This is a genomic window from Streptomyces sp. NPDC046716 (assembly GCF_040645755.1).
Lineage (GTDB): Bacteria > Actinomycetota > Actinomycetes > Streptomycetales > Streptomycetaceae > Streptomyces.
Genome location: NZ_JBEYYU010000001.1, coordinates 35,184 through 60,334 on the forward strand (window position 1 = coordinate 35,184; position 25,151 = coordinate 60,334).

Genomic DNA, 25,151 nt, shown 5'->3' on the forward strand with positions numbered 1-25,151 from the left:
CTAGGGGACGACCTCGGAGGGGAGGGCCGCCATGCAGCCGCCACGCACTTTCAGTGCCGACGAACCCGTCCGCATCCTGCTCCTCGACGACCACGAAGTGGTCCGGCGCGGGCTGCGCGACCTCCTCGGGGCCGAGCCCGACCTGGAGGTCGTGGGGGAAGCGGCGACCGCGGCGCAGGCCCTCGCCCGGGGGCCCGCGCTGCGGCCCGACGTGGCCGTGCTCGACGTCCGGCTCCCGGACGGCGACGGGATCACGGTCTGCCGTGAACTGCGCACGCTGCTGCCGGAGGTGAGCTGTCTGATGCTCACCTCGTTCGACGACGACGACGCGCTGCTGGACGCCATCATGGCGGGCGCCTCGGGCTATGTGCTGAAGCAGATCAAGGGCTCCGACCTGATCTCCGCCGTACGCACCGTCGCCTCCGGCGAGTCGATGCTCGACCCGGCGACGACGGCCCGGCTGATGCGCAGCCTGCGCGGACCAGAGCAGCGCTCCGCGGAGAGCGGCGGACCGCCCGACGGCCAGGCCGTCGAACTCACCGAACGGGAGCGGGACATCCTCGAACTGGTCGGTGAGGGCCTGACCAACCGGCAGATCGGCCAGCGCCTCTTCCTGTCCGAGAAGACCGTGAAGAACAACATTTCGCGACTGCTCGCCAAGCTGGGCGTCGAGCGCCGCATCCAGGCGGCCGTGCTCGCCACCCGGCTGCCGCCCAAGACCCCGTGACGAGCCGTCAGTCCGATCGGTCCGGTTCTCCGAGCGGGACGGTCCACACCAGCCGGGTGCCGCCGTCCTCGCGCGGTTCGGCCGTCAGCGTCCCGTCGCGCCGCGCGGCCCGCGCCGCCAGATTCGCGAGCCCACTGCGATGGGCGTCCGGCTCGATGGTGATGCCGATCCCGTCGTCGAGGACGCTCAGGGTGACGGCGCCGCCCCTGACGACCAGGACGACCTCGGCCGACGACGCCCGGGCGTGACGGGCGACGTTGGTCAGCGCCTCGCCGAGCACGGCGAGGACGTCGTCGGCCACCGGTCCCGGCACGTCCACGTCGACCAGGCCCTCCATGCGCAGGGCAGGGGTGAAGCCGAGCACCCGCGCCGCCTCCTCCACGGCCCGCACCACCCGGATCCGCAGACCCGCGCCGGTCGGCGGGGCGTCGCGCTCCCGCAGCCCGAAGATGGTCGACCGGATGATCTTGATGGTGGTGTCGAGGTCGTCCACGGCCCGCATCAGACGCTCCGCCGCCTCCGGGTGCTGCACGAACCGCTGCGCGCTCTGCAGCGTCATCCCGGTCGCGAACAGCCGCTGGATCGCCAGGTCGTGCAGGTCGCGGGCGATCCGGTCGCGGTCCTCCAGGAGGCTCATCTGCTCCGCGTCGCGCCGCCGGTCGGACAGTTCGAGGGCGAGCGTCGCCTGCCCGGCGAAACCCACCAGAGGGGTCAGCTCGGCCGCGGAGAACGGCTGCTCCTCCGCGTGACGGGCCAGCATCAGCACCCCGCGCTCCCGGTCGGGAGCGCCGAGGGGCATCGCCACCGCGGGCCCGAGACCGTCCCACCGGGCGGGCTGATAGGTGATCCGGGGATCCTTGCGGATGTCGTCGGAGGTGACCAGCTCGCCCGCGGCCAGCGCGGTCCCGGCGAACGTGCCACGGCGCGGCAGGACGATGTCGTGGTGCGCGGGGGCCTGGCGGCCCAGGGCCAGCACCTCGTGCAGTTCCTCGCGGCCCGGCACGACCAGTGCGATCACCCCGAGGTCGGCTCCGGTGATCTCCCGCGCCCGCTCCACCATCAGCCGCAGCACCTGGGTCTCCCCGGCGCCCGACAGCAGACTGCCGGAGAACTCCGCGCTCAGCTGGAGCCAGCGCTCGCGCAGCCGCACCTCCTCGTACAGCCTGGCGTTCTCGATGGCGACACCCGCCGCCGCGGCCAGCGTCTGCAGCACGGCCACGTCCTCGTCGTCGAAGTCGCCGCCGTCGCGCTTCTCGGTCAGGTACAGATTGCCGAACACGGCCTCCCGCACCCGGATCGGCACTCCCACGAAGCTGTGCATCGGCGGATGGTGCGGCGGGAAGCCGGACGAGGCAGGGTGCTCGGCCAGCTCGTGCAGCCGCAGCGGCTCCGGGTGCCGGATCAGCTCGCCCAGCAGTCCGTGCCCGGAGGGCAGGTCGCCGATCCGCGCCCGCAGTTCGTCGTCGATGCCGACGGGCAGGAACTGCGACAGCTTGCGCCGGTCCTCACCGATCACCCCGACGGCGCCGTACTCGGCGTCGACCAGCACGATCGCAGCCTCCACGATGCGCCGCAGCACCTGGGAGAGGTCCAGCTCCTGCCCCACCGACAGCACGGCCTCGAGCAGGCCCTGCAGCCGATTCCTGGTGCCCCGGACGGCATCGATCCTGACCTGGAGTTCCTCAAGGAGTTCATCGAGACGCAGACGGGGCAGTGGTCCGGGCCCCCGTGCCTCCTCTACGCCCATTCCGCCTCCGCCAGACGTGGACGACGCGTTGCGACTCTCACGGTAGCGGCTGGGCGCGCCGCGACGACCTGCTTCGTCGCACCCCGCCGCGCGAAACGCCGCGGACCGTACGTCCGCGGCGCGTCCGTGGGGAAGGAGGGGGCGGCGCGCCCGGTGGTGACGGGGTCGCCGGGGGAGCGCGACACCGCGGGCGCGCGCCTGTTTCACGCGATGCACCAGGACTTGAGGGAATCCGTCACACAGCGCGTCGAGGTGACTACACTTCCGTGGGTCCCGCCCGCCGCGCCCCTCTCCACCTGGCATCCGGCCGCACTTTCGGAAGGCCCCCCATGACCGTCCGCCCGTCGTCGCGCACCTCCCACCCGGACACGGTCGGCTCCCTGAGCGTCAGCGCCCGGCGGCTGACCGCGGGGACCGGGCGCGGTGGGGCGGCCGGGGATCTGCACGGTGTCCTCAACACGCCGTTCGGTACCCGGCTGCTTATCGGCGACGCGATGGGCAAGGGGCGCGAGGGTGCGCGCACCGCGGGCACGGTACTGGAGGCCTGGAGCGAACTGGCTTCGCGGGAGCGCTCGTTGGAGGCGCTCGCGGTACGGCTGCACTCCGCGGTCGCGCACTCGGCGGAACCCGACCGCTTCGTCACCGCCGCCCTGCTCACGATCGCCCCCGACGGCGCGGCCGATCTGGTCTGCTGCGGTCACCCGCCGCCCCTGCTGATCCGCGACGGCGGCGCCGTGCCCGCCGCGGTGCCCGCGCCGGCGCCCCCGCTCGGCCTCCTCGACCTCGCCCACGGCTGGTGCGCCGCCCAGCCGGTGCCCGCGTGTGCCTGGGAGCGCATGCTGCTGCACACGGACGGGGTCACCGAGGCCCGCGACGCCGACGGTGACTTCTATCCGCTCGCCGAGCGTGCAGCCGAACTGGCGGGCCGGCCGCTCGAGGTGTTCACCGCGGCCCTCACCGCCGATCTCCTGCACCATGCGCGGGGCAGCCTCCAGGACGACGCCTCGCTGCTCGCCGTGGAGGCGGCGCCCGCCCTCCTGCACGCGTGATCATGCCCGCGCCCCGCCGCCCGTTTGGGAGACGGGGGCGCGGGAAATCGCGGAACTGTCCGGCTCACCCCGAACCGAGGAGCACCTGCCGATGCTGCTGGCCCACCCCGTTCTGCTGGCCGATCTCGTCCGCGAGTACGAGTCGCTGAGCGCGCTGGACGCCGAGGACGGCGGCCCCGAGGCGCGCCGCCGCCTGGCCGACGTCTCCTACAGCCTGTGCGTCGCCACCGGCACCCGGGACGTCGACGCCGCGCTCGTCGCGGCCCGGTACCGGCTGCCCGGTGCCCGGGTCCACGACGACTCGCTCATCGGGGCGCCCCGGCCGCGTACCTCAGGGGTATGACACGACCGTGGAGGGCACCGTGTCGGAGCCCGAGGTGGCCCCGCCCGTGCTGTTGATGACGTGCTCGAACTGGCCCTTGCCGCCGAGGGAGACGACGGAGAGGCCGTGGAACTTCACCCCCGGCTTGTCCGGCACGGCGAACCCGTGGTCCTGCCGGATGGTCGGGTCCGTGTTGTAGAAGCAGTACGAACCGAGCCCCCAGCCCTCGTGTTCCGTCACCGAGTCGGCGACCTTGTAGGCGGCGAATCCCTTGACCGAGCCGTCCTGGACCGCGGCCTGGTTCGGGGCGTCGTACGCCTTCTCGTTCTGGAAGAAGATGGTGCGGCCGCGCTCGCCGGACCACTGCACGTCGTACTTGTTGAAGTGCTCCACGAACAGGCCGGTCATCAGCACGTCGTCGCCGTTGACCACGACGCCGTAGTCGGCCCGGTTGGTGTCCCAGCCGACGCCGTCGCCGTGGTCGGCGCGCCAGATCCAGGTGTGGTCGACGATGGTGTTCCGCGCGTTGACCACCAGACTGGTGGTCGCCTTGCCGGCGCCCGCGCCGCCGATCCGCACGAACACGTCCTGCACGGTGATCGGATCGGCGGAGTGGTCGGCGGACGCGCCCGACGGCCCGATCTCCAGCAGGGTGTCGGAGTTGACCGTCCCGGCGTCCACCAGGAACCCGGCGAGCCGCACCCCGTCCACGTCGGCCACCCGCACGGCCGTGGCGCCGCCGTCCGGGATGAGCGTCGCGTAGCCGAGCCCGAGCACGACAGTGCCCGCCCGCTTCACCTGGAGCGGCGCGTCGAGGTGGTAGATGCCCGGCGTGAGCAGCAGGTGGAGGCCCTGGTCGAGAGCGGCGTTCAGGGTGTCGGCGCCGTCCCCGGGCTGAGCCACGTAGAACTGCGTCAGCGGCACCGACGTGCCGCGCGGCGTGCCGTTGCCCCAGCTGGTGCCCCGCGCGTTCGTCCGCTTCTCGGGCAGGAACACCTTGTAGTCGGCGCCGTCCAGGTACAGGAACGGCTTCTCGCGGGAGACCGGCGTCGTGTCGAGCGTCGTGTACGGAGGGTCGGGGAAGCTCTGCGCGGGGGCGCCCTCGACGCCCGAGAAGACCATGTTCCAGACGGCGTTGAGCCAGCCGCCGACCGATGAGTCACGCGTGTACCACTGCTGCTGCGAGTACGGGCCCACGGACCCGTCGACGCGGCTGTCGGCGATGTAGCCGCCGCTCGCCCAGCCGTAGCCGTCGGGCGACAGGTTCAGGCCGCCGCGCACATGCATCCGGCGGAACGGGGCCGCCTGCGCGACCGCCCACCGGTTCGTGCCGCTGACCGGCACGAGGGCCAGGTTCTCGGCGCTGCGCCAGAAGTTCTGCGTGGCGTTGCCGTCGAACCAGCCGGCGTCGACCGTCACATCGCCGTTGATCGTGGTGTCGTCGGGGGAGAGACCCAGGCCGGAGATCGAGGTGTAGAAGCCGAGCTGGGCGTTGAGCCCGCTGTACGTGCCCGGCTTGAACAGCAGTGCGTAGCGGCCGGTGCCGAACTGGGCCGTCTCCTGCTGCTGGAAGATCTCGTCCAGCTTGGCCTGAATCCCGGGGGTGGACGGGTCGAACACGATGACGTTGGGGCCGAGGTCGCCGCCGGCCTCGAGCTTCGTCGCCGTCGCGGCCGGCCGGGCCTCGGCGGCGGACGCCGTGGCGGCACCGATCGCGGGCAGCGCCGCCGTCGCGGCGGCCGCGCCGAGGACCGTACGGCGGGACAGGGATGTGGGGGAGTGGGGCACAGCGACTCTCCTGGTTCATGAAGTGAACGAGTGGGGGTGTGGGAGCGCTCTCCTGGCGACGCATGTTTCAGGTGAGTGAATCGGGCGTCAAGAGTTGTGACCGAAATTCGCGTGATTCCCGAGCCGAACTCTCAACAAAACGCCCACAAGCGGCAGTTGAGGTTTCCCTGGGCTTCAGGAAGTGTCAGAAAGGCTGTACTTCGCCTTGTGTCACCGCTGTCCCCGCCGCCCCCGTTGACACACCGGGGAGGACCCCCATACGTTCCGCCCCGGAGCGCTCTCCTTCCGGCCTCTTGTGCACGCTCCGTGGCATTCCACATCCGTGAACCCGTGAAGGAGAGACATGCGCCGTCCCCTCCTGCTCGCTTGCGCCGCCACGGCCCTCGCCGCCCTGGTCCTCGCACCGCAGGCCCTCGCCGCACCGCCCACCGCCGCTGCCGCGGCGGCCGACTGGACCACCGATCTCGCGGCCGCCGCCTATGCGGCGAACCCCGCGTCCGTCACCGCCTCCGGCAGCGAGAACGCCGGCACCACCCCCGGCAAGGCCGTCGACGCGGACCCCAATTCCCGCTGGTCGAGCGAGTTCTCGGACACCGCGTGGCTGCGCGTCGACCTCGGCGCGACCCTGCGGATCGACCGCGTGACCCTCGACTGGGAGGCCGCCTACGGCAAGCGCTACGTCCTCGAGGTCTCGAAGAACGGCACCGACTGGCAGCCCTTCTACACCGAGGACGCCGGCACCGGCGGCAGCGTCACCGCGCACACCTATCCGCAGGAGGTGCGGGGCCGCTACGTCCGCCTGCGCGGCATCGAACGCGCCACGCCCTACGGTTACTCCCTGTACTCGTTCAAGGTCTACGGCGGCACCCCGGCCCCCGCCTCCACCGCCCGCACCAATCTCGCCCTGCACCACCCCGCGTACAGCAACTACTACCAGCACGCGGGCAATTCACCGGCGTTCGTCACCGACGGCGGCTGGCCCGCCGACCTCAAGGCCGACCAGACCCGCTGGTCCAGCGACTGGAACGCGGACCGCTGGGTCTCCGTCGACCTGGGCGCGACCTCCACCGTCAGCAGCGTCGACCTCTACTGGGAGGCCGCGTACGCCGTCGACTACGAACTCCAGGTCTCCGACGACAACAGGACCTGGCGCACCGTCTACCGCCCGAGCGCCGCCGAGATCGCCGCACGCCGCGCCGACATCAAGTCGCCGGGCGACGCGACGGGCCGGCACGACACCGTCCAGCTGCCCTCCCCGGCCACCGGACGGTACATCCGCATGCTCGGCAAGGAGCGCCGCTCGTTCTACAACCCGGCGCCCGCGACCGCCCAATTCGGCTACTCGCTCTACGAGTTCCAGGTCTGGGGCACCGGAGGCAGCGCCGACGCCGCCTACCCGGCCCTGCCCGGCGAGCAGTCGGGCACGTACCGCACGACGTTCTTCGACGACTTCACCGGGGCCGCCCTCGACCGCTCCAAGTGGCGCGTGGTGAGAACCGGCACGGAGATGGGCCCGGTCAACGGCGAGTCGCAGGCCTATGTCGACTCCACCGACAACATCCGCACCGAGAACGGCAATCTGGTCCTCGCCGCCAAGTACTGCAAGGGCTGCACCAAGGCGGGCGGCGGCACCTACGACTTCACCTCGGGCCGGATCGACACCCACACCAAGCTGGACTTCACCTACGGCAAGGTGAGCGCCCGCATGAAACTGCCCGTCGGAGACGGGTTCTGGCCCGCGTTCTGGCTGCTGGGCAGCAATGTCGACGATCCCTCGGTGTCCTGGCCCGCGTCCGGCGAGACCGACATCATGGAGAACATCGGCTACGGCGACTGGACCAGCTCGGCGCTGCACGGCCCCGGCTACTCCGCCGACGGCAACATCGGCGCGCAAGCGCACTATCCGGGCGGCTCCACCGCCGACCAGTGGCACACCTACGGCGTGGAGTGGACGCCGACCGAGATGCGCTTCACCGTCGACGACCGGGTCGTCCAGCGCACGTCGCGCACCAAGCTGGAGTCCACGCGCGGGCAGTGGGTCTTCGACCGCAACCAGTACCTGATCCTCAACCTCGCGCTCGGCGGGGCCTACCCGGCCGGCTGGAACAAGGTCACCCAGCCCTACTGGGGCCTGCCGCAGTCCAGCGTCGACGCGATCGCGCGCGGCGGCGTCCAGGCACAGATCGACTGGGTCCGCGTCGAACAGAAGGGCTGACGCCCGGCGCGTCCTTCTAGGCCTGGAACCAGCCGGCCGTCTGGTCCTCGATGACCCGCTCGGCCCGGGCCGGTGACGCCATCCACGGTGTCGTCACCGGCTCCCAGACCTGGATCCCGGTCGGGGCGCCGAGCGTCATCGCCTGGAAGCCCCGGCCGCTCTGGTCCGGCGACGCGGCCACCCGCAGGGACGGCACGGTCGGCGGCTGGTCGTCGGTGTCCGTCGCGGCGAGCGAGCGGACGGCCGCGTACGCGGTGGCGTGCGGGGCCAGCTCGTACGTGCCGCTCTCGGTGGCCGGCCGCGGCTGGGCCGCACCGTCCAGGTCTCCGTACGTCACCGTCGGTGCGACGTCGACGGTGCAGGCCCGGTCCGAGTCGTTGCGCACGCTGAGCCCGATGACGCCCTCGCTGTCGTCGGACGGCTGGGCCCGCAAGGTCAGACCGTTCTCGCCGCACGCGGCGGGCGCGGTGGCCGACACGGCGGCCGGTGCGCTGAGGACGGCAAGGGTGAGGGTCGCCGTGGCGGCGGCTGCGATGTGACGAGCGCGCATCGTGGATCCCCGCAAACTGGTGGATAAGTCGAAATGGGTACATTGCACGTTATACCGAATGGGTGATCTGGGACACCATGAATGTCGCGGGGGTGCAGTGACCGCAAGTTTGCACGGTGTGCAAGAATCCCGCTCGTGACCACCTCCCACCCGCAGCCGGACGCCCCCGCCGAGGGCCTCCGCGCGCGCAGGCGGCGCGAGACGCGCGCCGAACTGCACGCGACGACGCTGCGTCTCGCCCGCGAGCACGGCTTCGCGCGCGTCACCGTGGAGATGATCAGCAAGGAGGCGGGGGTCTCCCCCCGTACCTTCTTCAACTACTTCCCGAGCAAGGAAGCCGCGCTCTTCGCCCTGCCCGGCGCTCTGCCGCCCGCCCTCGCCGACCGCTTCGCCGAGGGGGACGGGCAGGACACCGACGCCGTGCTGCGCGACCTCGGGGACGTCCTCGCCGACCATCTCCAGGAGGCCGCCCCGGGCCCCCGGGAGCTGGAGGACACCCTGCGCATCGCCGAGGGCGTGCCCTCGGTGCTGGCCACGTTCCTCGCCCAGTGCGAGGCGGTGGAGCGGGACCTCGCCGGCACCGTCGCGCGCCGCACCGGCACCCCGGCCGACGGCGAGGACGCCGAGCTGCTCGCGGGCATCGCCATGGCGACCGTGCGCAGCGGACTCAAGCGGTGGTCGCAGGAGAGCGGCCCCGTCGAAGGGGCGGGGGGCGACGGCCCCGCCGGCTCCATCCGCGGCTCCTTCGCCACCCTGCGGGCCCTCCTCGCCGCAGGCACCGTGCGGCCGGGACCGGACGCGGTGAAGTAGCCGCCCCTCCGTGTGACCGACCTCCCCCGTCGCGGTCACCCACGCACCTCTCCCCGACACCCCGCGGCACCGCGGGATCCGTACGCGGCAACCGCTCTCCCCGACGCCGCGCGCGCAGTCAGACCTGATCCACTCGCACCCACCTCATCGGAGAAGCACGCAATGACGCACGCCCCCGCAACCGAGGGCATGGACACCGGTCCCGACCCGGCGGCCGAGAACACGGTGAAGCCCGCCAACTTCGGGCTGATCTTCGCCGCGCTGATGCTGACCATGCTGCTCGGCGCGCTCGACCAGACCATCGTGTCGACGGCGCTGCCGACCATCGTCGGCGAACTCAACGGCATCGAGCACATGGCGTGGATCACCACCGCCTACATCCTCGCCGCCACCATCGGCATGCCGGTCTACGGCAAGCTCGGCGACCTCATGGGCCGCAAGAACATCTTCCTCGCGGGCATAGCCCTGTTCCTGGTGGGCTCGGTGGTCTGCGGACTCGCCCAGAACATGGGCACGCTGATCGCCGGCCGCGCCCTCCAGGGCCTCGGCGGCGGTGGCCTCATGATCACCTCGCAGGCGATCATCGCCGACCTGGTTCCGCCGCGCGAGCGCGCCAAGTACATGGCGCCGATGGGCGCGGTATTCGGCCTGTCGTCCGTCGTCGGACCGCTGCTCGGCGGCTGGTTCACCGACGCCCACTCCTGGCGCTGGGCGTTCTGGGTCAACCTCCCGCTCGGCGTGCTCGCCCTCTTCGTCGCCGCCGTCGCGATCAAGCTGCCGCGCAAGGCCGTCGACGTCACGCTCGACTACCTCGGCACCGCGCTGATGGCCGCGGCCGTCACCTGCACCGTCCTGTTCGCCAGTTGGGGCGGTACGCAGTACGAGTGGAGCGACCCGCTGGTCATCGGCCTCGGCATCGGCGCGATCGTGGCCTGGGTGCTGTTCTTCGTCGCCGAGCGTCGCGCCGAGGAGCCGGTCATCCCGCTGCACCTGTTCCGCTCGCCGATCTTCAACGTCGCCACCCTGCTGGGCATGATCGTGATCGGCCTCGGCATGTTCGCGATCGTCGGCTACATGCCCACGTACCTGCAGATGGTCTACGGCAAGTCGGCCACCGAGTCCGGTCTGCTGCTCATCCCGATGGTCGTCGGCATCATGGCCACCGCCCTGCCGTCCGGCGCCATCATGTCCAAGACCGGCCGCTACAAGATCTATCCGATCGTCGGCACCGTCATCATCATGATCGTCGCCTACCTGATGTCGACGCTCGACGTCTCCGACCCGGTCTGGGTCGTCTGCGTCTACGTCGGTCTCGCGGGCGCCGGCGTGGGTCTGATGATGCAGACGCTGGTCCTCGCCGTGCAGAACGACTTCCCGGCCTCGGAGGTCGGCACCGCGACCTCCGCGAACAACTTCTTCCGGGAGATCGGCGCGACCCTCGGCGTCGCCGTCGTCGGCGCCGTGTTCGCCAGCCGCCTCACCGACAAGCTCGCCGCGAGCATCCCGGCCGAGGCCGCGGGCAAGATCGGTGACAGCGACTCGCTGACGCCGGCGCTGGTCAGGTCGCTCCCGACGGAGCTGCGCGACACGGTCGTCAACGCCTACCAGGAGTCCCTCGTCCCGATCTTCCTGTACCTGCTGCCCGTCTTCGGGGTCGGCCTGGTGCTCGCCTTCGTCCTGAAGGAGAAGCCGCTGGCCGACACCGCGGACTGGCACGCCGAGAACGCCGGTCCCGAGGCCCCGGCCGACAAGGAGCCGCAGCCGGTCGGCTGACCCGCACCGCCCGATGTGCCCCGCACCGCCCGCGCGGTGCGGGGCACACGTGCGTCAGCCCGCGGTCAGCCAGGCTCCGTCGCGCATCAGGTCCCGCCCGTCGAGCTCGTTCACCTCGCGCCAAGCCTGGACACGCAGGGGGCGGATACGGAAGTACGGGTACGGCGCCGACGAGGCCCGCGGGTCGAAGCCCGTCTTCGCGGCGAACGCGTCACCCAGCGTGGGCGTCAGCTCGTCGTCGGCGAGGACCTCCGCCGCTCCCTCGATGTGCACGACGTCCCGGGTCTCCCCGAGCCCCAGATGCACCCTCCCGGTCGCCACCAGGTTGCGGGCCACCGGGTTCGTGGCCCGGGTCGAGACGATCAGCGCCCCGTCGTGCCACAGGAACGACAGCGGCATCATGTACGGCGTCCCGTGCTCCGGGTCGGCCGTCGCCACCCACACGTCGACGTCGCGCTCCAGGCGGTCCAGAGTGTCCTGCTTGCGCTGCTTCGCCGAACGGGCGGGCGCGGCCTCGGTCATGGAGTCTCCCTCGGGAGTGATCGGCTCGCGGCGGGCGCCGCGTAGCAGCGTACGGCGACCGACGTGCCCGGCGCCCACCGCTGGCGTCCCGTCCCGAGGAACGTCCAGCCGAGCCGCTCGTACAGCGCGATCGCGGCCCTGTCCGTGGTGACGACGTCGAGGACGGTACGGGCTCCTTCGGCGTGCGCCGCGTCGGCGGCCCGCGCCAGCAGGAGGGCGCCGACGCGCAGCCCGCGGGCGGCGGGATCGACGAAGAGCCGGCTGACGGCGAGCGGGGCGGTCGGTCCGTGCCGAAGCAGCGTGGGGGCGACGTCGTCCGCGGCGGGCCGGACCAGCGCGACGTGCCCGACGATCCGCCCCGCCCGCTCCGCGACCCAGGCCCGGCCGTCCGCGCCGGGACCGAGCCAGGCCGCGGGATCGTCCGGCCAGATCGTGGGATAGCCGTCCGCGCGGTGCACGGTGTCCAGCACGCCGACACACGCGGCGAGGTCGTCCTCGTCGCGCTCTCTCACCCGGGGTGCGTCTCTCACGCCGTCGTCCTGCACCGGGCCATCAGATCACGCACGAGAGCGATGATCCACCGATTCGTGTCTGCTTGGGCGGCGATCTGGGAGAGCGCTCTCCGACATGCGTGGCGCACTTGGTCCGAAGTCCTGCGCGGGTTCCATCGGCGCGTCGACACCTCTGACCTGCACAGGCAACTCCGTTGCTCCTAGTGCGCGTTGGTCCACCGATTAACGAGATGTTCACCGAGCCTTGACGGGCTCGCGTCACGGCCGGAACACTGCGGGATGTGGGAGAGCGCTCTCCAACGCTTCTCCACCTCACGAGGGTGCGCCCCTCATCCCCCCAACAACCCTGCATCGCAGGAGGTATCCATGGCTCGAAGAGCACGATCCCTCTCGGTGGCCCTGATATCCGGCGCCCTGGTCCTCACCTCGCTCGGGGTGGGCGCCGTGGCCGCCGTCAGCGCGGAGTCGGACGCCGTCGCGTCCGCCGCCCCCGTCGCGCACACGGGCCACGTGATGGCCGCCTCGACCAAGGCGTCCGGCGACGACCCGGACGGCGACGGCTACATCCCGGCGAACCCGCCGGTCACCGGCGTCCAGCCGTCCGACAAGGAGCCGCCGCACCGCTACTTCCACGAATTCCAGGCCCACTGCACGGTCACCCACACCAGGCCCGACGACCCGATCGTCTACCCCGGCCAGCCGGGCAAGTCCCACGACCACACCTTCATGGGGAACACGACGACCGACGCGAACAGCACCACCGCCTCGCTCGACAGCGGCTCGACCTCGTGCCTCGCCCCGGGTGACAAGTCCGGGTACTGGATGCCCACCATGCTCAACGGGGACAAGCCGGTGCTCCCGGTCGGCGAGCAGACCATCTACTACAAGGCGGGTGTCACCGACTACACCAGCGTGCGGCCGTTCCCCAAGGGACTCCGGTTCGTGGTCGGCAGCCCGATGCAGACGGCGGAGGAGTTCCGCAACCACCCCGGGTTCGTCGAGGGCTGGGAGTGCGGCACGAGCTACTTCAACGTCGACTTCCCCAAGAGCTGCCCGACCAGCCAGGACACCCAGGTCAACATCCGCTTCCAGGCGCCGAGTTGCTGGGACGGGAAGTACCTGGACACGCCGGACCACAAGAGCCACATGGCCTACCCGGTGGTGAAGCCCGGCACGAACAACAACATCTGCCCGACCGACCACCCGGTCGCGCTGCCCATGATCGAGTTCAAGATGGCCTTCCCGGTCAACGGCGATCTGTCGCAGCTCCGGCTGGCGAGCGGATCCGGTCACTCCTTCCACTACGACTTCTTCAACGCCTGGGACGACCGGACGCTGAAGGCGATGGTCGACCACTGTGTCGTCGGCGGTCTGCAGTGCGACCCGCGCGGCTACGACCAGAGCCACCCGGAGGACGGTGCCGTCCTCGACGCGCACTACGAACTCCCCTGAGGTGAGCGGTGGCCGGTGCCTTCCGGAGCCGGCCGCCCACGCCCCGCCCACCACCCCCACCTCGAAACTTCCCCCCGGAGATACCCATGCCCCGACCCCACTCCGCAGGCCGGCGTCTCGCCGCCCCCGTCACCGCCGGTGTCCTCGCGGCCTGCGCCCTGATGCTGCCCGGCCAGCAGGCCCACGCCGCCGGCAGCGTCGTCAAGGTGACCGGCTCACAGGGCCACTGGCAGCTGACCGTCGACGGATCCCCGTACCAGGTGAAGGGCCTCACCTGGGGTCCCGCCGTCGCGGACGCCGCCAAGTACATGCCCGACGTCAAGTCCATGGGCGTCAACACGATCCGCACCTGGGGCACCGACGCCTCCAGCAAGCCGCTGTTCGACACGGCCGCCGCCAACGGCATCAAGGTGATCGCGGGATTCTGGCTGCAGCCCGGCGGCGGTCCCGGCAGCGGCGGCTGCGTCAACTACCTCACCGACACGACGTACAAGAACAACATGCTCGCCGAGTTCCCCAAGTGGGTGGAGACCTACAAGGACAACCCCGGCGTCCTCATGTGGAACGTGGGCAACGAGTCGGTCCTCGGGCTGCAGAACTGCTACAGCGGCGACGAGCTGGAGAAGCAGCGCGACGCGTACACGACGTTCGTCAACGACGTGGCGAAGAAGATCCACGCCGTCGACCCCAACCACCCCGTCACCTCCACCGACGCCTGGGTCGGCGCCTGGCCCTACTACAAGAAGAACGCGCCCGACCTCGACCTGTACGCCGTCAACTCCTACAACGCCGTCTGCGACGTGAAGTCCGCCTGGGAGCAAGGCGGTTACACCAAGCCGTACATCGTGACGGAGACCGGTCCCGCGGGGGAGTGGGAGGTGCCCGACGACGCCAACGGCGTACCCGCCGAGCCCACCGACCAGGCCAAGGCCGAGGGATACACCAAGGCTTGGGGATGCATCACCGGACACCAGGGCGTGGCCCTCGGCGCCACGATGTTCCACTACGGCACCGAGTACGACTTCGGCGGCATCTGGTTCAACCTGCTGCCCGCCGGCGAGAAGCGTCTGTCGTACTACGCCGTGAAGAAGGCCTACGGCGCGAGCACGTCCGGCGACAACACCCCGCCCGTCTTCTCCTCGATGAGCGTCGAGGGGGACGCGTCCAAGGTGGCCGCGGGCCGCGACCTCACCCTCGCCACCAAGGTGACCGACCCCGACGGCGACCGGATCTCGTACGAGGTCCTCGCCAACAGCATGTACATCGACCAGGGCAAGGACCTGACCCCGCTGAAGGTCACCGATCTGGGCTCCGGCCGGCTGAAGGTGACCGCGCCGGACAGGCCGGGCGTGTGGAAGATCTACGTCAAGGCCACCGACGGCCGCGGCAACGTCGGCGTCGAGACCCGGTCCGTGCGCGTTGTGCCGCCGCCCGTGAGCGGCACGAACATCGCCCAGGGCAGGCCCGCGACCGCCTCCTCGCAGCAGACGTCCGACTACGGCGACTGCCCGTGCCTGGCGTCCGCCGCCGTCGACGGCAAGAACGACACCCGCTGGGCCAGCGACTGGAGCGACCCCCAGTGGCTCCAGGTGGACCTCGGCTCCCAGCAGTCCTTCCGGCACGTCCAGCTCAACTGGGAGACCTCGTACGCGAAGGCCTACACGATCCAGACCTCCGACGACGGCCAGAACTGGCGGACCGTCAAGGAGGTGACCGACGGCAACGGAGGTGTCGACGACTTCGACGTCTCCGGCAACGGCCGCTACGTCCGCGTCAACGGCACCGCGCGCGGGACCGGATACGGCTACTCGCTCTACGAGTTCGGCGTCTACAACTGATCGGACGGGCCCCCGCCGGCCGTGGCGCGCGGCGGGGGCCCGGCATGTTCTCGGGGAGGGAACCGCATGGAGGACGACGAACTCACACGCCTCGTCGACAAGTTGAGCCTCGCGCAGAAGGTGGAGATGCTGACCGGCGCCACCACCTGGCGCACCGCCGCGCAACCCGCGGCCGGACTGCGCGAGATGGTGATGTCGGACGGACCCACGGGGGTGCGCGGCGAGTCCTGGGACGAGCGCCGCACCTCCGCGCTGCTGCCCTCGGCCACGGCGCTCGCCGCGATGTGGGACGAGGGCCTGACCGAACAGCTCGGCGCGCTCCTCGCCCGGGAGGCCCGGGGCAAGGGCGTCCACGTCGTCCTCGGCCCGACCCTCAACCTGCACCGCTCACCCCTGGCCGGCCGGCACTTCGAGTGCTTCTCCGAGGACCCGGAACTCACCGGCCGCACCGGCGCCGCCCTGATCCGCGGCATCCAGTCCGGCGGCGTCGCCGCGACCGCCAAGCACTACGTCGCCAACGACTCCGAGACCGACCGGCTCACCGTCGACGTCCGCGTCCCCGAACGCGCCCTGCACGAGGTCTACCTGGCACCGTTCGAAGCGGCCGTCGAAGCCGGTGTCTGGGCCGTCATGTCCGGCTACAACGGTGTCGGCGGCGCGACGATGACGGAGAGTCCGCTGCTGGCCGACCCGCTGAAGGAACGCTGGGGCTTCGACGGCGTCGTGGTGTCCGACTGGGCGGCGGTACGGTCCACCGTCCCCTCGGCGCGCGCCGCCCAGGACCTCGCCATGCCAGGCCCGGAGAGCCCGTGGGGCGAAGCCCTCCTGCGTGCCGTGCGGGCCGGTGAGGTGTCCGAGCAGGCGATCGACGACAAGGTCCGCCGTCTGCTGCGGCTCGCCGAACGGGTCGGAGCCCTCGGCGACCCGCCACCGGCCCGCCCCGGGACCCAGGGACCGAGGCGGACCCGTGCGCTGCTGCGCCGGGCCGTCGCGGCGAGCACCGTGCTGCTCACCAACCACGACGTCCTGCCGTGGTCCGCCGACACCGTGCGGACCGTCGCGGTGATCGGCACCCACGCGGCGCGCCCCCGGCTCCAGGGCGGCGGCAGCGCGGGCGTCTTCCCCCGGCACTCCGTCACCCCGCTCGACGGCATCCGCGCGGCGCTGCGCGGCACGGCCGAGGTCACCTACAGCCCGGGACCCGCCCTCGTCGAGCAGCCCTGGCCGCTCGACGCGGACCGGTGCGCCGACCCGCGCTCCGGCGAGCCGGGACTGCTGCTGCGGGTCCTCGACCGCGCCGGACAGGAGCTGTACGCCGAACACCGGCTCTCCGGCCGCATGCTGGAGCCCGCGCTGGTGCCCGGCGCGCACACGGTGGAGCTGAGCGCGGTCCTGCGGCCCGCCGTCGGCGGGGAGTGGACGTTCGGCGTCGGCGGCTTCGGCGACCTCGAACTCGTCGTCGACGGGCGGCGACTGGTGGCGGGGGAGTATCCGAGGACCACCGACGACCCGGCCGTCGTGCACGTCGGACCGCCCTGCCGGCACGGGCGGATCCACCTCCGCCCCGGCCGCGCGGTCGAGGTCGTGGCCCGCCGCTCCCTGGCCCCCGACACCGGTCGCGCCACCCTGCTGACCGCCGCACCGCCACCCCCGGATCCCGCGACGGCGCTGGCCCGGGCCGTCGAGGCGGCCCGCGCGGCCGACGTGGCCGTCGTCGTGGTCGGCACCACCGAGGGCAGCGAGTCCGAGGGCCACGACCGCGTCACGCTCGCCCTCCCCGGCGACCAGGACGAACTGGTGGCCGCCGTCGCCGTCGCCCAGCCCCGCACCGTGGCCGTGGTCAACTCCGGCGGGCCCGTCGAACTGCCCTGGCGGGACGACGTCGGCGCCCTGCTGCTCACCTGGTTCCCCGGGCAGGAGGCCGGTGCCGGGCTCGCGGACGTCCTGTTCGGGCGGGCCGAGCCGGGCGGCCGGCTCCCCACCACCTGGGCCGCCCGCCTCGCCGACGCCCCCGTCACCCGGACCCGCCCCGACGACGGCGTGCTCGCGTACGCGGAGGGCCTGGACATCGGCCACCGGGCCTGGCTGCGCTCGGGCCGGGAGCCCGCCTACTGGTTCGGCCACGGGCTCGGCTACACCACCTGGAGCCACGACGCGATCGAGGCGCCCGCCCGGTGCGGTCCCGACGGTTTCACGGTCCGCGTCGCCGTGCGCAACACCGGGAGCAGGACGGGCCGGGACGTGGTCCAGGTCTACCTCTCCCGGCCGGACTCCGTGGTCGACCACCCGGAGCTCCGGTTCGCCGGGTACGCGGCCGTGACGGCGCCTCCCGGGGCCCGGACGGACGTGGAGGTGCACGTGCCCGCGCGGGCCCTGCGGCACTGGTCGCCCGACGCCCGCGACTGGCGCACCGAGCCGGGCACCTACCGGGTGCACGCGGGCCGCTCGGCCGGGGAGCCGACCCTGACGACGGAGGTCGAGGTGATGCCCTCCCGGTGACCCCCAGGGCAGCCCCTCACGAGCCCCGCGACCTGCTCACCGACTGTCGGAGAGCGCTCCCCGAAGCGGGAGGGCGGCGGATAGGGTGGGGCCATGAGCAGAAGCGTGCCGACCCTGGAGGACGTGGCGCGGGAGGCCGGCGTCTCCCGGGCCACGGTCTCCCGGGTCATCAACGGCGTACGGAACGTGGATCCGAGCATTCAGGACCTGGTGCGCGAGGCCGTCGAGCGGACGGGCTACACCCCCAACCACGCCGCGCGCTCGCTGGTCACCCGGCGGGCGCAGACCATCGCGCTCGTGGTGTCCGGCGCCGGGGACGAACGCGACGACGGGCAGGGCGACTTCACCACACGGGTCTTCGCCGACCCGTTCTTCGGCCGCGTGGTCACCGGGGTCGTCGGATTCCTGCGGCCGCGCTCCATGCACCCCGTGCTCATGTTCGCCGACTCCGACGAAGCGCGCCGCCAGATCGTCGACTACCTGCGGCAGGGCAGCGCCGACGGCGCCCTCGTGGTCTCCACGCACGCCGAGGACCCGCTGCCCGCACAGCTCGCCGCAGGGCGGCTGCCCGCGGTGTGCTTCGCGCGGCCGGCGGTCGCCGCGCCGATCAGTTACGTCGACCTCGCCCACCGCGACGGCGGCCTGCTCGCCGCGCGCCATCTGCTGGCCCGCGGCCGCCGCCGGCCCGCCACCGTCTCCGGGCCGCTCGACCTGCCCGCGGGACAGGAGCGGCTCGCCGGGTTCCGGGACGGCATGGAGCGCGGTGGCGTGCCGTACGTCCCGATCGCGGAGGGCGGGTTCACGCTGGACAGCGGGGTCGCCGCGATGGAGCGGCTGCTCGCCGAACACCCGGACATCGACGCCGTGTTCGCCGCCAACGACCTGATGGCGCAGGGCGTCTGCCGCGTCCTGCGCGAGCGGGGCAGACGGGTGCCCGAGGACGTGGCCGTCGTCGGCTTCGACGACTCCAGCGCCGCCCTCGCCTGTCAGCCGCCCCTGACCACCGTCAGACAGCCGGTGGAGGCCATGGCGGCGGCGATGGCCGAACTCCTCCACGAGTTCGTCCTCGGCGAGCGCACCGAGCCCACCTCGCGGATCTTCGACCCGGAACTGGTGGTGCGCGAGTCGGCGTGACGCTCAGTGCAGCGCGCGCCCCTGCAACGCCCCCTGCCAGGCCGGTGGTTCGACCTCCCGCGGCGCCTCGGGCGGGCGACCGCCCCGGGCGAAGAACGCCGCCAGCGGGAGCGTCGCCGCGCCCACGGTCACCGCGTCGGGGCCGAGGCGTCCGAGTTCCACGCTGACCCGGGACGCCGGGTAGGAGAGCGCGTACGTCGGCAGATGGCGGCGTACCGAGGCCAGGAAGCGCTCGCCGAGCTGGAGTCCGGCCCAGCCGCCGACCAGGACGCGGTCCGGCTGGAAGAGGTTGACGAGGTCGGACAGGCCCGCGCCGAGGTACTCGGCCGTCTCCTCGATGATGGCCAGGGCCGTCGGCTCGGGCTCCCGGCCCGGCTCGCGCGGGTGCGCGGCGTCCATCATCGCGGCCAGCGCCGTCTCCTCGTCCACGCCCAGCGGCGGCTTCCCGCCCGCCTCCCGCCACCGGTCGAGCAGCGCCTCGGCGCCCGCGTACGCCTCCAGGCAGCCCAGGGCGCCGCACCGGCAGCGGCGCCCCCGGACCCGTACCGTCAGATGTCCCCATTCGACGGCCCGCGCCTGTGCCGCGTCGCCCGTCACCACGCAGGCGCCGACGCCGGAGCCGAAGAGCACGACCACCGCGTTCTGCGTACCGCGTCCCGCGCCGAACCACATCTCCGCCTGGCCGAGCGTCCGGGCGCCGTTGTCGATGAAGTAGTCGACCGAGGGAGGGAGTTGACAGGCGCGGCGCAGTACGGACTCCAGCGGCACCGCGGCCCAGCCCACCGTCTGGCCGTGCACGACCGCGCCCTCGGTGGTGTGCGCGACGATGCCGGGCACGCCGATGCCGACGCCCAGCAGCGGGCCGGGACGGTCCCGGCCGGCGTCGAGCACCTCGTGGATCCCCGAGGCGATCAGCTCGGCGACGCCCTCGACGGGATGCCCCTTGAGGTCCAACGGCCGCTCCGCGCGGGCCAGTTCGGTCAGCGAGAGATCGAGCAGCTCCACCCTGATCCGGGTCTCGCCCACGTCCACGCCGATCAGCTGCCCGCAGCCGGGCACGATGCGCAGCAGGGTGCGGGGCCTGCCGCCCTCGGACTCGACGCTGCCGGCCTCCTCCACCAGGCCGTCCGCGGCGAGCTCGGCCACCACATTGCTGATGGAACCTGAACTCAGGCCGATCGCAGGGCCCAGCTCGTTCCGGCTCATGGGGCCGTTGAAATACAACTGTTGCAATAGGGCGGTCCGGTTCTCCCTTCGCAGGTCGTGCACTGTCCGTCCACCGCGCCGCCCGGCCATGTGTCTCCTTCAGGCTCTGTCTGACTCGAAGTTGTTAGCTCCGACCCCCTTGACGGTACCTTCTCGTGCGGTTTAACTCACGTCCTAAATTAAGTCGTAAGGGTGTTCAAGAGTTGAAGCGGGCGGTCGGTTCGCCGATGTTGGCCGCGCCCCTTCGCGCTCCTCGTCGAGCCCTCTTGAGCCTTCCCCAGCCGACTTCCTCCGGAAAGGGACACCTGGAGCATGAGCAGAATCAGAGCAGCCGCCGTCGGTGCCGTCACCGTCTCGCTCGCCCTCGCCGCGACCGCCTGTGGCGGCGGCTCTTCCACGGGAGGCGGTTCCAACGACTCCCCGAAGACCCTCACGTACTGGGCGTCGAACCAGGGTGCGAGCATCCAGGTCGACAAGAAGGTCCTCCAGCCGGAGCTCGACAAGTTCGAGAAGAAGACCGGGATCAAGGTCAAGCTCGAAGTCGTCCCGTGGTCGGACCTGCTCAACCGCATCATGGCCGCGACCACCTCGGGGCAGGGCCCCGACGTGCTGAACATCGGCAACACCTGGAGCGCCTCGCTGCAGGCGACCGGCGCGCTGCTGCCCTGGGACGCCCAGCAGTTCGACAAGATCGGCGGCAAGGACCGGTTCGTCGACTCGGCGCTCGGCTCGGCCGGCCCCGAGGGCAAGGACCCGGCGGCGGTGCCGCTGTACTCGATGTCGTACGCGCTCTACTACAACAAGAAGATGTTCAAGGACGCCGGGATAACCAAGCCCCCGACGACCTGGGACGAGGTCGTCGCCGACGGCAAGAAGATCTCCAAGAACGGCAAGTGGGGTCTGGGCGCCGAGGGCTCGAACCTGTCCAACAACATCCACCAGATCTTCGTGATGGCGAAGCAGCGCGGCACCGACTGGTTCACCGCCGACGGCAAGCCGGACTTCACCTCCGACGGCGCGGTCGCGGCCGTCAAGCAGTACGTCGACCTGATGGCCAAGGACAAGATCATCGCGCCCGGCAACGCCGAGTACGCGCAGAACCAGTCCCTGAGCGACTTCTCCAAGGGCAAGACGGCCATGGTCCTGTGGCAGGCCGCCGCCTCCACGTTCAAGTCGCAGGGCATGTCCGAGGACGACTACGGCGTGGTCCCCGCGCCCGTCCTGTCCGGCGCCCCCGGCACCGGCAACCAGGTCAACTCGATGGTCGCCGGCATCAACATCGCCGTCTTCAAGAACACCAAGAACGTCGACGGCGCCACGAAGTTCGTGAAGTTCATGACCAGCGACGAGGAGTCGAAGCTCCTCAACAAGACCTACGGCTCCATCCCGCCGGTCAAGGCCGCGCAGGGGGACCCGGCCTTCGGGACCTCGACCACCGGCGTGCTCAAGGACACCCTGGCCAAGAGCGCGGCGCCGCTGCCCCAGGTCGCCGAGGAGTCCCAGTTCGAGACAGCGGTCGGTACGGCCGTCAAGGAACTCTTCGCCGACGCCGCCAACGGCAAGGCGGTCACCACGGAGTCCGTGAAGGCGGCGCTGACCAAGGCGCAGCAGTCGATGCCGACCAAGTGAGCACGGAGAACCCGATGACTGTGTCCACGACCGCCCCTTCCCCCGCACCCGCGGGGGAGGGGCGGGCCGTCGGCAAGAACTCCCCCGGGGCGGCGCGCGGCAAGAGCCGCCGCCCCGGGCGGATCCGCCGGATCGGCCTGCCCTACCTGCTGCTCCTGCCCGCCCTCGTGCTCGAACTCCTCGTGCACCTCGTGCCCATGGTCATGGGCGTCGTGATGAGCTTCAAGGAGCTCACCCAGTTCTACATCCGGGACTGGAACTCGGCTCCCTGGACGGGCCTCGACAACTTCAAGGTCGCCGTCGACTTCGACGCCCCGGTCGGCCAGGCGCTGCTCCACTCCTTCTTCGTCACCTGCCTGTTCACCGTCCTGTCGGTCGGCCTGTGCTGGGCGATCGGCACCGCCGCGGCCGTCTTCATGCAGGAGACGTTCAAGGGCCGCGGCATCCTGCGCGCCCTGTTCCTGATCCCGTACGCGCTGCCCGTCTACGCCGCCGTGATCACCTGGGTCTTCATGTTCCAGCACGACAACGGCCTGATCAACCACGTCCTGCACGACCAGCTCGGCGTCACCGACAAGCCGTCCTTCTGGCTGATCGGCGACAACAGCTTCTACGCCCTGCTCACCGTCTCGGTGTGGAAGGGCTGGCCGTTCGCCTTCCTCATCGTGATGGCCGGACTGCAGAACATCCCCAAGGAGATGTACGAGGCCGCGTCGCTGGACGGCGCCGGCCTGTGGCAGCAGCTGCGCCGCATCACGCTGCCCTCGCTGCGCCCGGTCAACCAGGTCCTCGTCCTCGTCCTGTTCCTGTGGACGTTCAACGACTTCAACACGCCCTACGTGATGTTCGGCAAGGCGGCGCCCGAGGCGGCCGACATCATCTCCGTGCACATCTACCAGTCCTCGTTCGTCACCTGGAACTTCGGCAGCGGATCCGCCATGTCCGTGCTGCTCCTGCTGTTCCTGCTCGTCGTGACGGGCGTCTACCTGGCGCTCACCTCGCGCGGAAGGAAGACTTCCGATGTCTGACACTGCCGTGGCCAAGACCGTGGACACACCGGTGCGGCACCGCTCGCCGATGGCGTCGCCGCAGTCCTTCCTGTGGTCCCGCCGGATCTTCCTGACGCTGCTCACCGCTTTCGTGCTGCTGCCCGTGTTCGTCATGGTCTCCAGCTCGCTCAAGCCGCTCGAGGACGTCCAGGGCAAGTTCCGGTGGATCCCCAGCGGACTGACCATCCGCCCGTACATCGACATCTGGTCGACGGTCCCGCTCGCCAAGTACTTCGTGAACTCGCTGATCGTGGCGGGCGCGGCGACGGTCTGCTCGGTGATCGTCGCGGTCTTCGCCGCGTACGCGGTCAGCCGCTACCGCTTCAAGGGCAAGCGCGTCTTCACGGTGACCGTCCTGTCGACGCAGATGTTCCCCGGCATCCTCTTCCTGCTGCCGCTGTTCCTCATCTACGTCAACATCGGCAACGCCACCGGGATCGCCCTGTTCGGCTCGCGCGGCGGACTGATCCTCACCTACATGACGTTCACGCTGCCGTTCGCGATCTGGATGCTCATCGGGTACTTCGAGTCGGTGCCGCGCGACCTGGACGAGGCCGCCATGGTCGACGGCTGCGGACCGCTCGGCGCGCTGTTCCGGATCATCGTGCCGGCCGCGATCCCCGGCATCGTCGCCGTCGCCGTCTACGCGTTCATGACCGCGTGGGGCGAGGTGCTGTTCGCCTCGGTCATGACCAACGACGACACCCGCACCCTCTCGGTGGGTCTGGGCGCCTACGCCAACCTCAACGACGTGTACTGGAACCAGATCATGGCCGCCTCGCTCGTCGTCAGCGTGCCCGTCGTCGCCGGCTTCCTGCTGCTGCAGCGCTATCTCGTCACCGGCCTCACCGCCGGTGCGGTCAAGTGACCGACCCCAATACCGCAGTTCGTACCTGTGAAAGGAACCCTGTGTCCGAGCCCCTAGACCTCGCAGCCTTCCCGAACGACTTCCTGTGGGGCACGGCCACCGCCGCGTACCAGATCGAAGGAGCGGTCGCGGAGGACGGCCGCGCGCCCTCGATCTGGGACACGTTCTCGCACACGCCCGGCAAGGTCGACAACGGCGACACCGGTGACGTGGCCTGCGACCACTACCACCGCTGGCGCGAGGACTTCGACCTGCTCAAGCGTCTGGGCACCAACGCCTACCGCTTCTCCGTCGCCTGGCCGCGCATCGTGCCCGACGGCGACGGCCCGGTGAACGCCAAGGGCCTCGACTTCTACGACCGGCTGACCGACGCGCTGCTCGCCGACGGCATCACGCCGATGGTCACCCTCTACCACTGGGACCTGCCCCAGGCGCTGCAGGACCGCGGCGGCTGGCCCGCGCGCGAGACCGCTCTCGCGTTCGGGGAGTACGCGTCCGTGGTCGCGGAGCGGCTCGGTGACCGGGTGAAGCACTGGACGCCGCTGAACGAGCCGCTCTGCTCGGCGTGGATCGGTCACCTGGAGGGCCGGATGGCGCCCGGCCTCGCCGACCTGAACGCCGCCGTCCCCGCCTCCTACCACCTGCTGCTCGGCCACGGTCTGGCCACACAGGCGATCCGCGCGGCCGTCCCCGACGCCGAGGTCGGCATCGTCCTCAACCTCGCCCAGGTGGAGCCCGCCACCGACCGGCCCGAGGACATCGCCGCCGCCCGCCGCATGGACGGCCACTCCAACCGCTGGTGGCTCGACCCGGTGCACGGCCGCGGCTTCCCCGAGGACATGGTCGAGGTCTACGGCGTCGACCTGCCCGAGCAGCCGGGCGACCTGGACACGATCGCCGCGCCGCTGGACTGGCTGGGCCTGAACTACTACTTCCCGTCCGCGATCGCCGACCACCCGGCGGGCCCGGCACCGTACGCCGACTCCGTGCGCCGGCTCGGCGTGCCGCGCACCGGCATGGACTGGGAGGTCGACGCGAACGGCATCGAGACCCTGCTGATGCGTCTGACCGGCGAGTACGGCGCGCGGAAGCTGTACATCACCGAGAACGGCTCCGCGTACCCGGACGTGGTCCGCCCCGACGGCACGGTCGACGACCCCGAGCGCGAGCAGTACCTCGTGGACCACCTCGCGGCCTGTGCCCGAGCGGTGCGCAAGGGCGCCCCGCTCGCCGGGTACTTCGCCTGGTCGCTGCTCGACAACTTCGAGTGGGCCTACGGCTACGACAAGCGGTTCGGCCTCGTGCACGTCGACTACCAGACCCAGGTGCGCACCATCAAGGGAAGCGGCCACCGCTACGCGGACATCGTGCGCCGGCACGGTGCGCGGGTGCGGCGCGCCGCCTGAGAACGCCGTCCCGGTGGGGCCGACCGGAAGCGGTCCCACCGGGACGGTCCCGCCT

At 71.3% G+C, this 25,151-nt stretch carries 20 protein-coding genes; 14 read left to right on the plus strand and 6 right to left on the minus strand.

All coding sequences use genetic code 11. The features are described 5' to 3' along the window. The first annotated feature begins 31 nt into the window (after positions 1 to 31). Entirely contained in the window at positions 32 to 727 is a 696-nt protein-coding gene (locus tag ABZ930_RS00130; protein ID WP_361538863.1) for a response regulator transcription factor, read from the plus strand. A 7-nt stretch (positions 728 to 734) separates the two neighbouring features. Here ABZ930_RS00130 and ABZ930_RS00135 read toward each other — a convergent pair whose 3' ends face one another. Then, positions 735 to 2,474, minus strand: a complete 1,740-nt coding sequence (locus ABZ930_RS00135) for a GAF domain-containing protein (protein ID WP_361538865.1) — start codon at positions 2,472 to 2,474, stop codon at positions 735 to 737. A gap of 329 nt (positions 2,475 to 2,803) precedes the next feature. Here ABZ930_RS00135 and ABZ930_RS00140 point away from each other — a divergent pair, with 329 nt between their 5' ends. Both ABZ930_RS00140 and ABZ930_RS00145 read left to right on the plus strand, forming a co-directional pair. Continuing rightward, positions 2,804 to 3,523, plus strand: coding sequence for a PP2C family protein-serine/threonine phosphatase (locus ABZ930_RS00140; protein ID WP_361538868.1), 720 nt, complete (start codon positions 2,804 to 2,806; stop codon positions 3,521 to 3,523). A gap of 91 nt (positions 3,524 to 3,614) precedes the next feature. After that, positions 3,615 to 3,866 (plus strand): DUF5133 domain-containing protein, encoded by a 252-nt coding sequence (locus tag ABZ930_RS00145; protein WP_361538871.1) that lies wholly within the window; start codon positions 3,615 to 3,617, stop codon positions 3,864 to 3,866. Here ABZ930_RS00145 and ABZ930_RS00150 read toward each other — a convergent pair. Then, positions 3,855 to 5,633, minus strand: a complete 1,779-nt coding sequence (locus tag ABZ930_RS00150; protein ID WP_361538874.1) for a coagulation factor 5/8 type domain-containing protein — start codon at positions 5,631 to 5,633, stop codon at positions 3,855 to 3,857. The two genes, ABZ930_RS00145 and ABZ930_RS00150, sit on opposite strands and share 12 nt — an antisense overlap. Positions 5,634 to 5,976: 343 nt before the next feature. Here ABZ930_RS00150 and ABZ930_RS00155 point away from each other — a divergent pair, with 343 nt between their 5' ends. After that, the gene (locus ABZ930_RS00155) at positions 5,977 to 7,848 is read left to right on the plus strand and encodes a discoidin domain-containing protein (protein ID WP_361538877.1); all 1,872 of its coding nucleotides are present in this window, start codon (positions 5,977 to 5,979) and stop codon (positions 7,846 to 7,848) included. 16 nt (positions 7,849 to 7,864) lie between these two features. Here ABZ930_RS00155 and ABZ930_RS00160 read toward each other — a convergent pair whose 3' ends face one another. Then, a complete protein-coding gene (locus ABZ930_RS00160; protein WP_361538880.1) occupies positions 7,865 to 8,398 on the minus strand; it encodes a DUF4232 domain-containing protein in 534 nt (177 codons plus the stop codon). A gap of 135 nt (positions 8,399 to 8,533) precedes the next feature. Between ABZ930_RS00160 and ABZ930_RS00165 the strand changes: the two genes are divergently transcribed. Then, a complete protein-coding gene (locus ABZ930_RS00165; protein WP_361538883.1) occupies positions 8,534 to 9,208 on the plus strand; it encodes a TetR family transcriptional regulator in 675 nt (224 codons plus the stop codon). Between the two features lie 162 nt (positions 9,209 to 9,370). Beyond that, positions 9,371 to 10,981 (plus strand): MDR family MFS transporter, encoded by a 1,611-nt coding sequence (locus tag ABZ930_RS00170; RefSeq protein ID WP_361538886.1) that lies wholly within the window; start codon positions 9,371 to 9,373, stop codon positions 10,979 to 10,981. A gap of 54 nt (positions 10,982 to 11,035) precedes the next feature. Here ABZ930_RS00170 and ABZ930_RS00175 read toward each other — a convergent pair whose 3' ends face one another. Further along, entirely contained in the window at positions 11,036 to 11,503 is a 468-nt protein-coding gene (locus tag ABZ930_RS00175; protein WP_361538889.1) for a pyridoxamine 5'-phosphate oxidase family protein, read from the minus strand. Further along, positions 11,500 to 12,033, minus strand: a complete 534-nt coding sequence (locus ABZ930_RS00180; RefSeq protein ID WP_361538892.1) for a GNAT family N-acetyltransferase — start codon at positions 12,031 to 12,033, stop codon at positions 11,500 to 11,502. Before ABZ930_RS00180 ends, ABZ930_RS00175 begins: the two co-directional genes overlap by 4 nt. Positions 12,034 to 12,381: 348 nt before the next feature. On the opposite strand from ABZ930_RS00180, the gene ABZ930_RS00185 reads away from it, so the two are divergent. The 4 genes from ABZ930_RS00185 (at position 12,382) to ABZ930_RS00200 (ending at position 18,938) form a co-directional block, all read left to right on the plus strand. Further along, positions 12,382 to 13,467 (plus strand): DUF1996 domain-containing protein, encoded by a 1,086-nt coding sequence (locus ABZ930_RS00185; protein ID WP_361538895.1) that lies wholly within the window; start codon positions 12,382 to 12,384, stop codon positions 13,465 to 13,467. A gap of 86 nt (positions 13,468 to 13,553) precedes the next feature. Further along, the gene (locus ABZ930_RS00190; protein WP_361538898.1) at positions 13,554 to 15,305 is read left to right on the plus strand and encodes a discoidin domain-containing protein; all 1,752 of its coding nucleotides are present in this window, start codon (positions 13,554 to 13,556) and stop codon (positions 15,303 to 15,305) included. Positions 15,306 to 15,371: 66 nt separating this feature from the next. Beyond that, complete coding sequence (locus tag ABZ930_RS00195) at positions 15,372 to 17,804, plus strand: glycoside hydrolase family 3 C-terminal domain-containing protein (protein ID WP_361538901.1); 2,433 nt, start codon at positions 15,372 to 15,374, stop codon at positions 17,802 to 17,804. Positions 17,805 to 17,897: 93 nt separating this feature from the next. Beyond that, positions 17,898 to 18,938 carry a LacI family DNA-binding transcriptional regulator gene (locus tag ABZ930_RS00200; protein WP_361538904.1) on the plus strand — a complete coding sequence of 347 codons (1,041 nt, stop codon included), beginning with the start codon at positions 17,898 to 17,900 and terminating at the stop codon, positions 18,936 to 18,938. A gap of 3 nt (positions 18,939 to 18,941) precedes the next feature. On the opposite strand, the gene ABZ930_RS00205 is transcribed toward ABZ930_RS00200, so the two are convergent. Continuing rightward, positions 18,942 to 20,234 (minus strand): ROK family transcriptional regulator, encoded by a 1,293-nt coding sequence (locus tag ABZ930_RS00205; RefSeq protein WP_361538907.1) that lies wholly within the window; start codon positions 20,232 to 20,234, stop codon positions 18,942 to 18,944. A gap of 222 nt (positions 20,235 to 20,456) precedes the next feature. On the opposite strand from ABZ930_RS00205, the gene ABZ930_RS00210 reads away from it, so the two are divergent. Genes ABZ930_RS00210 through ABZ930_RS00225 form a run of 4 tightly spaced genes read left to right on the plus strand, consistent with a single transcriptional unit; the run spans position 20,457 to position 25,096 of the window. Beyond that, positions 20,457 to 21,773: a sugar ABC transporter substrate-binding protein gene (locus tag ABZ930_RS00210; RefSeq protein ID WP_361538910.1), complete on the plus strand. Its 1,317-nt coding sequence runs from the start codon at positions 20,457 to 20,459 to the stop codon at positions 21,771 to 21,773. A 14-nt stretch (positions 21,774 to 21,787) separates the two neighbouring features. Beyond that, entirely contained in the window at positions 21,788 to 22,801 is a 1,014-nt protein-coding gene (locus ABZ930_RS00215; protein ID WP_361538913.1) for a sugar ABC transporter permease, read from the plus strand. Next, on the plus strand, positions 22,794 to 23,690 hold the full coding sequence (locus tag ABZ930_RS00220; RefSeq protein WP_361538916.1) for a carbohydrate ABC transporter permease: 897 nt from the start codon (positions 22,794 to 22,796) through the stop codon (positions 23,688 to 23,690). The genes ABZ930_RS00215 and ABZ930_RS00220 overlap by 8 nt, the downstream gene beginning before the upstream one ends. Before the next feature lie 41 nt (positions 23,691 to 23,731). Continuing rightward, on the plus strand, positions 23,732 to 25,096 hold the full coding sequence (locus ABZ930_RS00225) for a GH1 family beta-glucosidase (protein WP_361538919.1): 1,365 nt from the start codon (positions 23,732 to 23,734) through the stop codon (positions 25,094 to 25,096). The last annotated feature ends 55 nt before the right edge of the window (positions 25,097 to 25,151 follow it).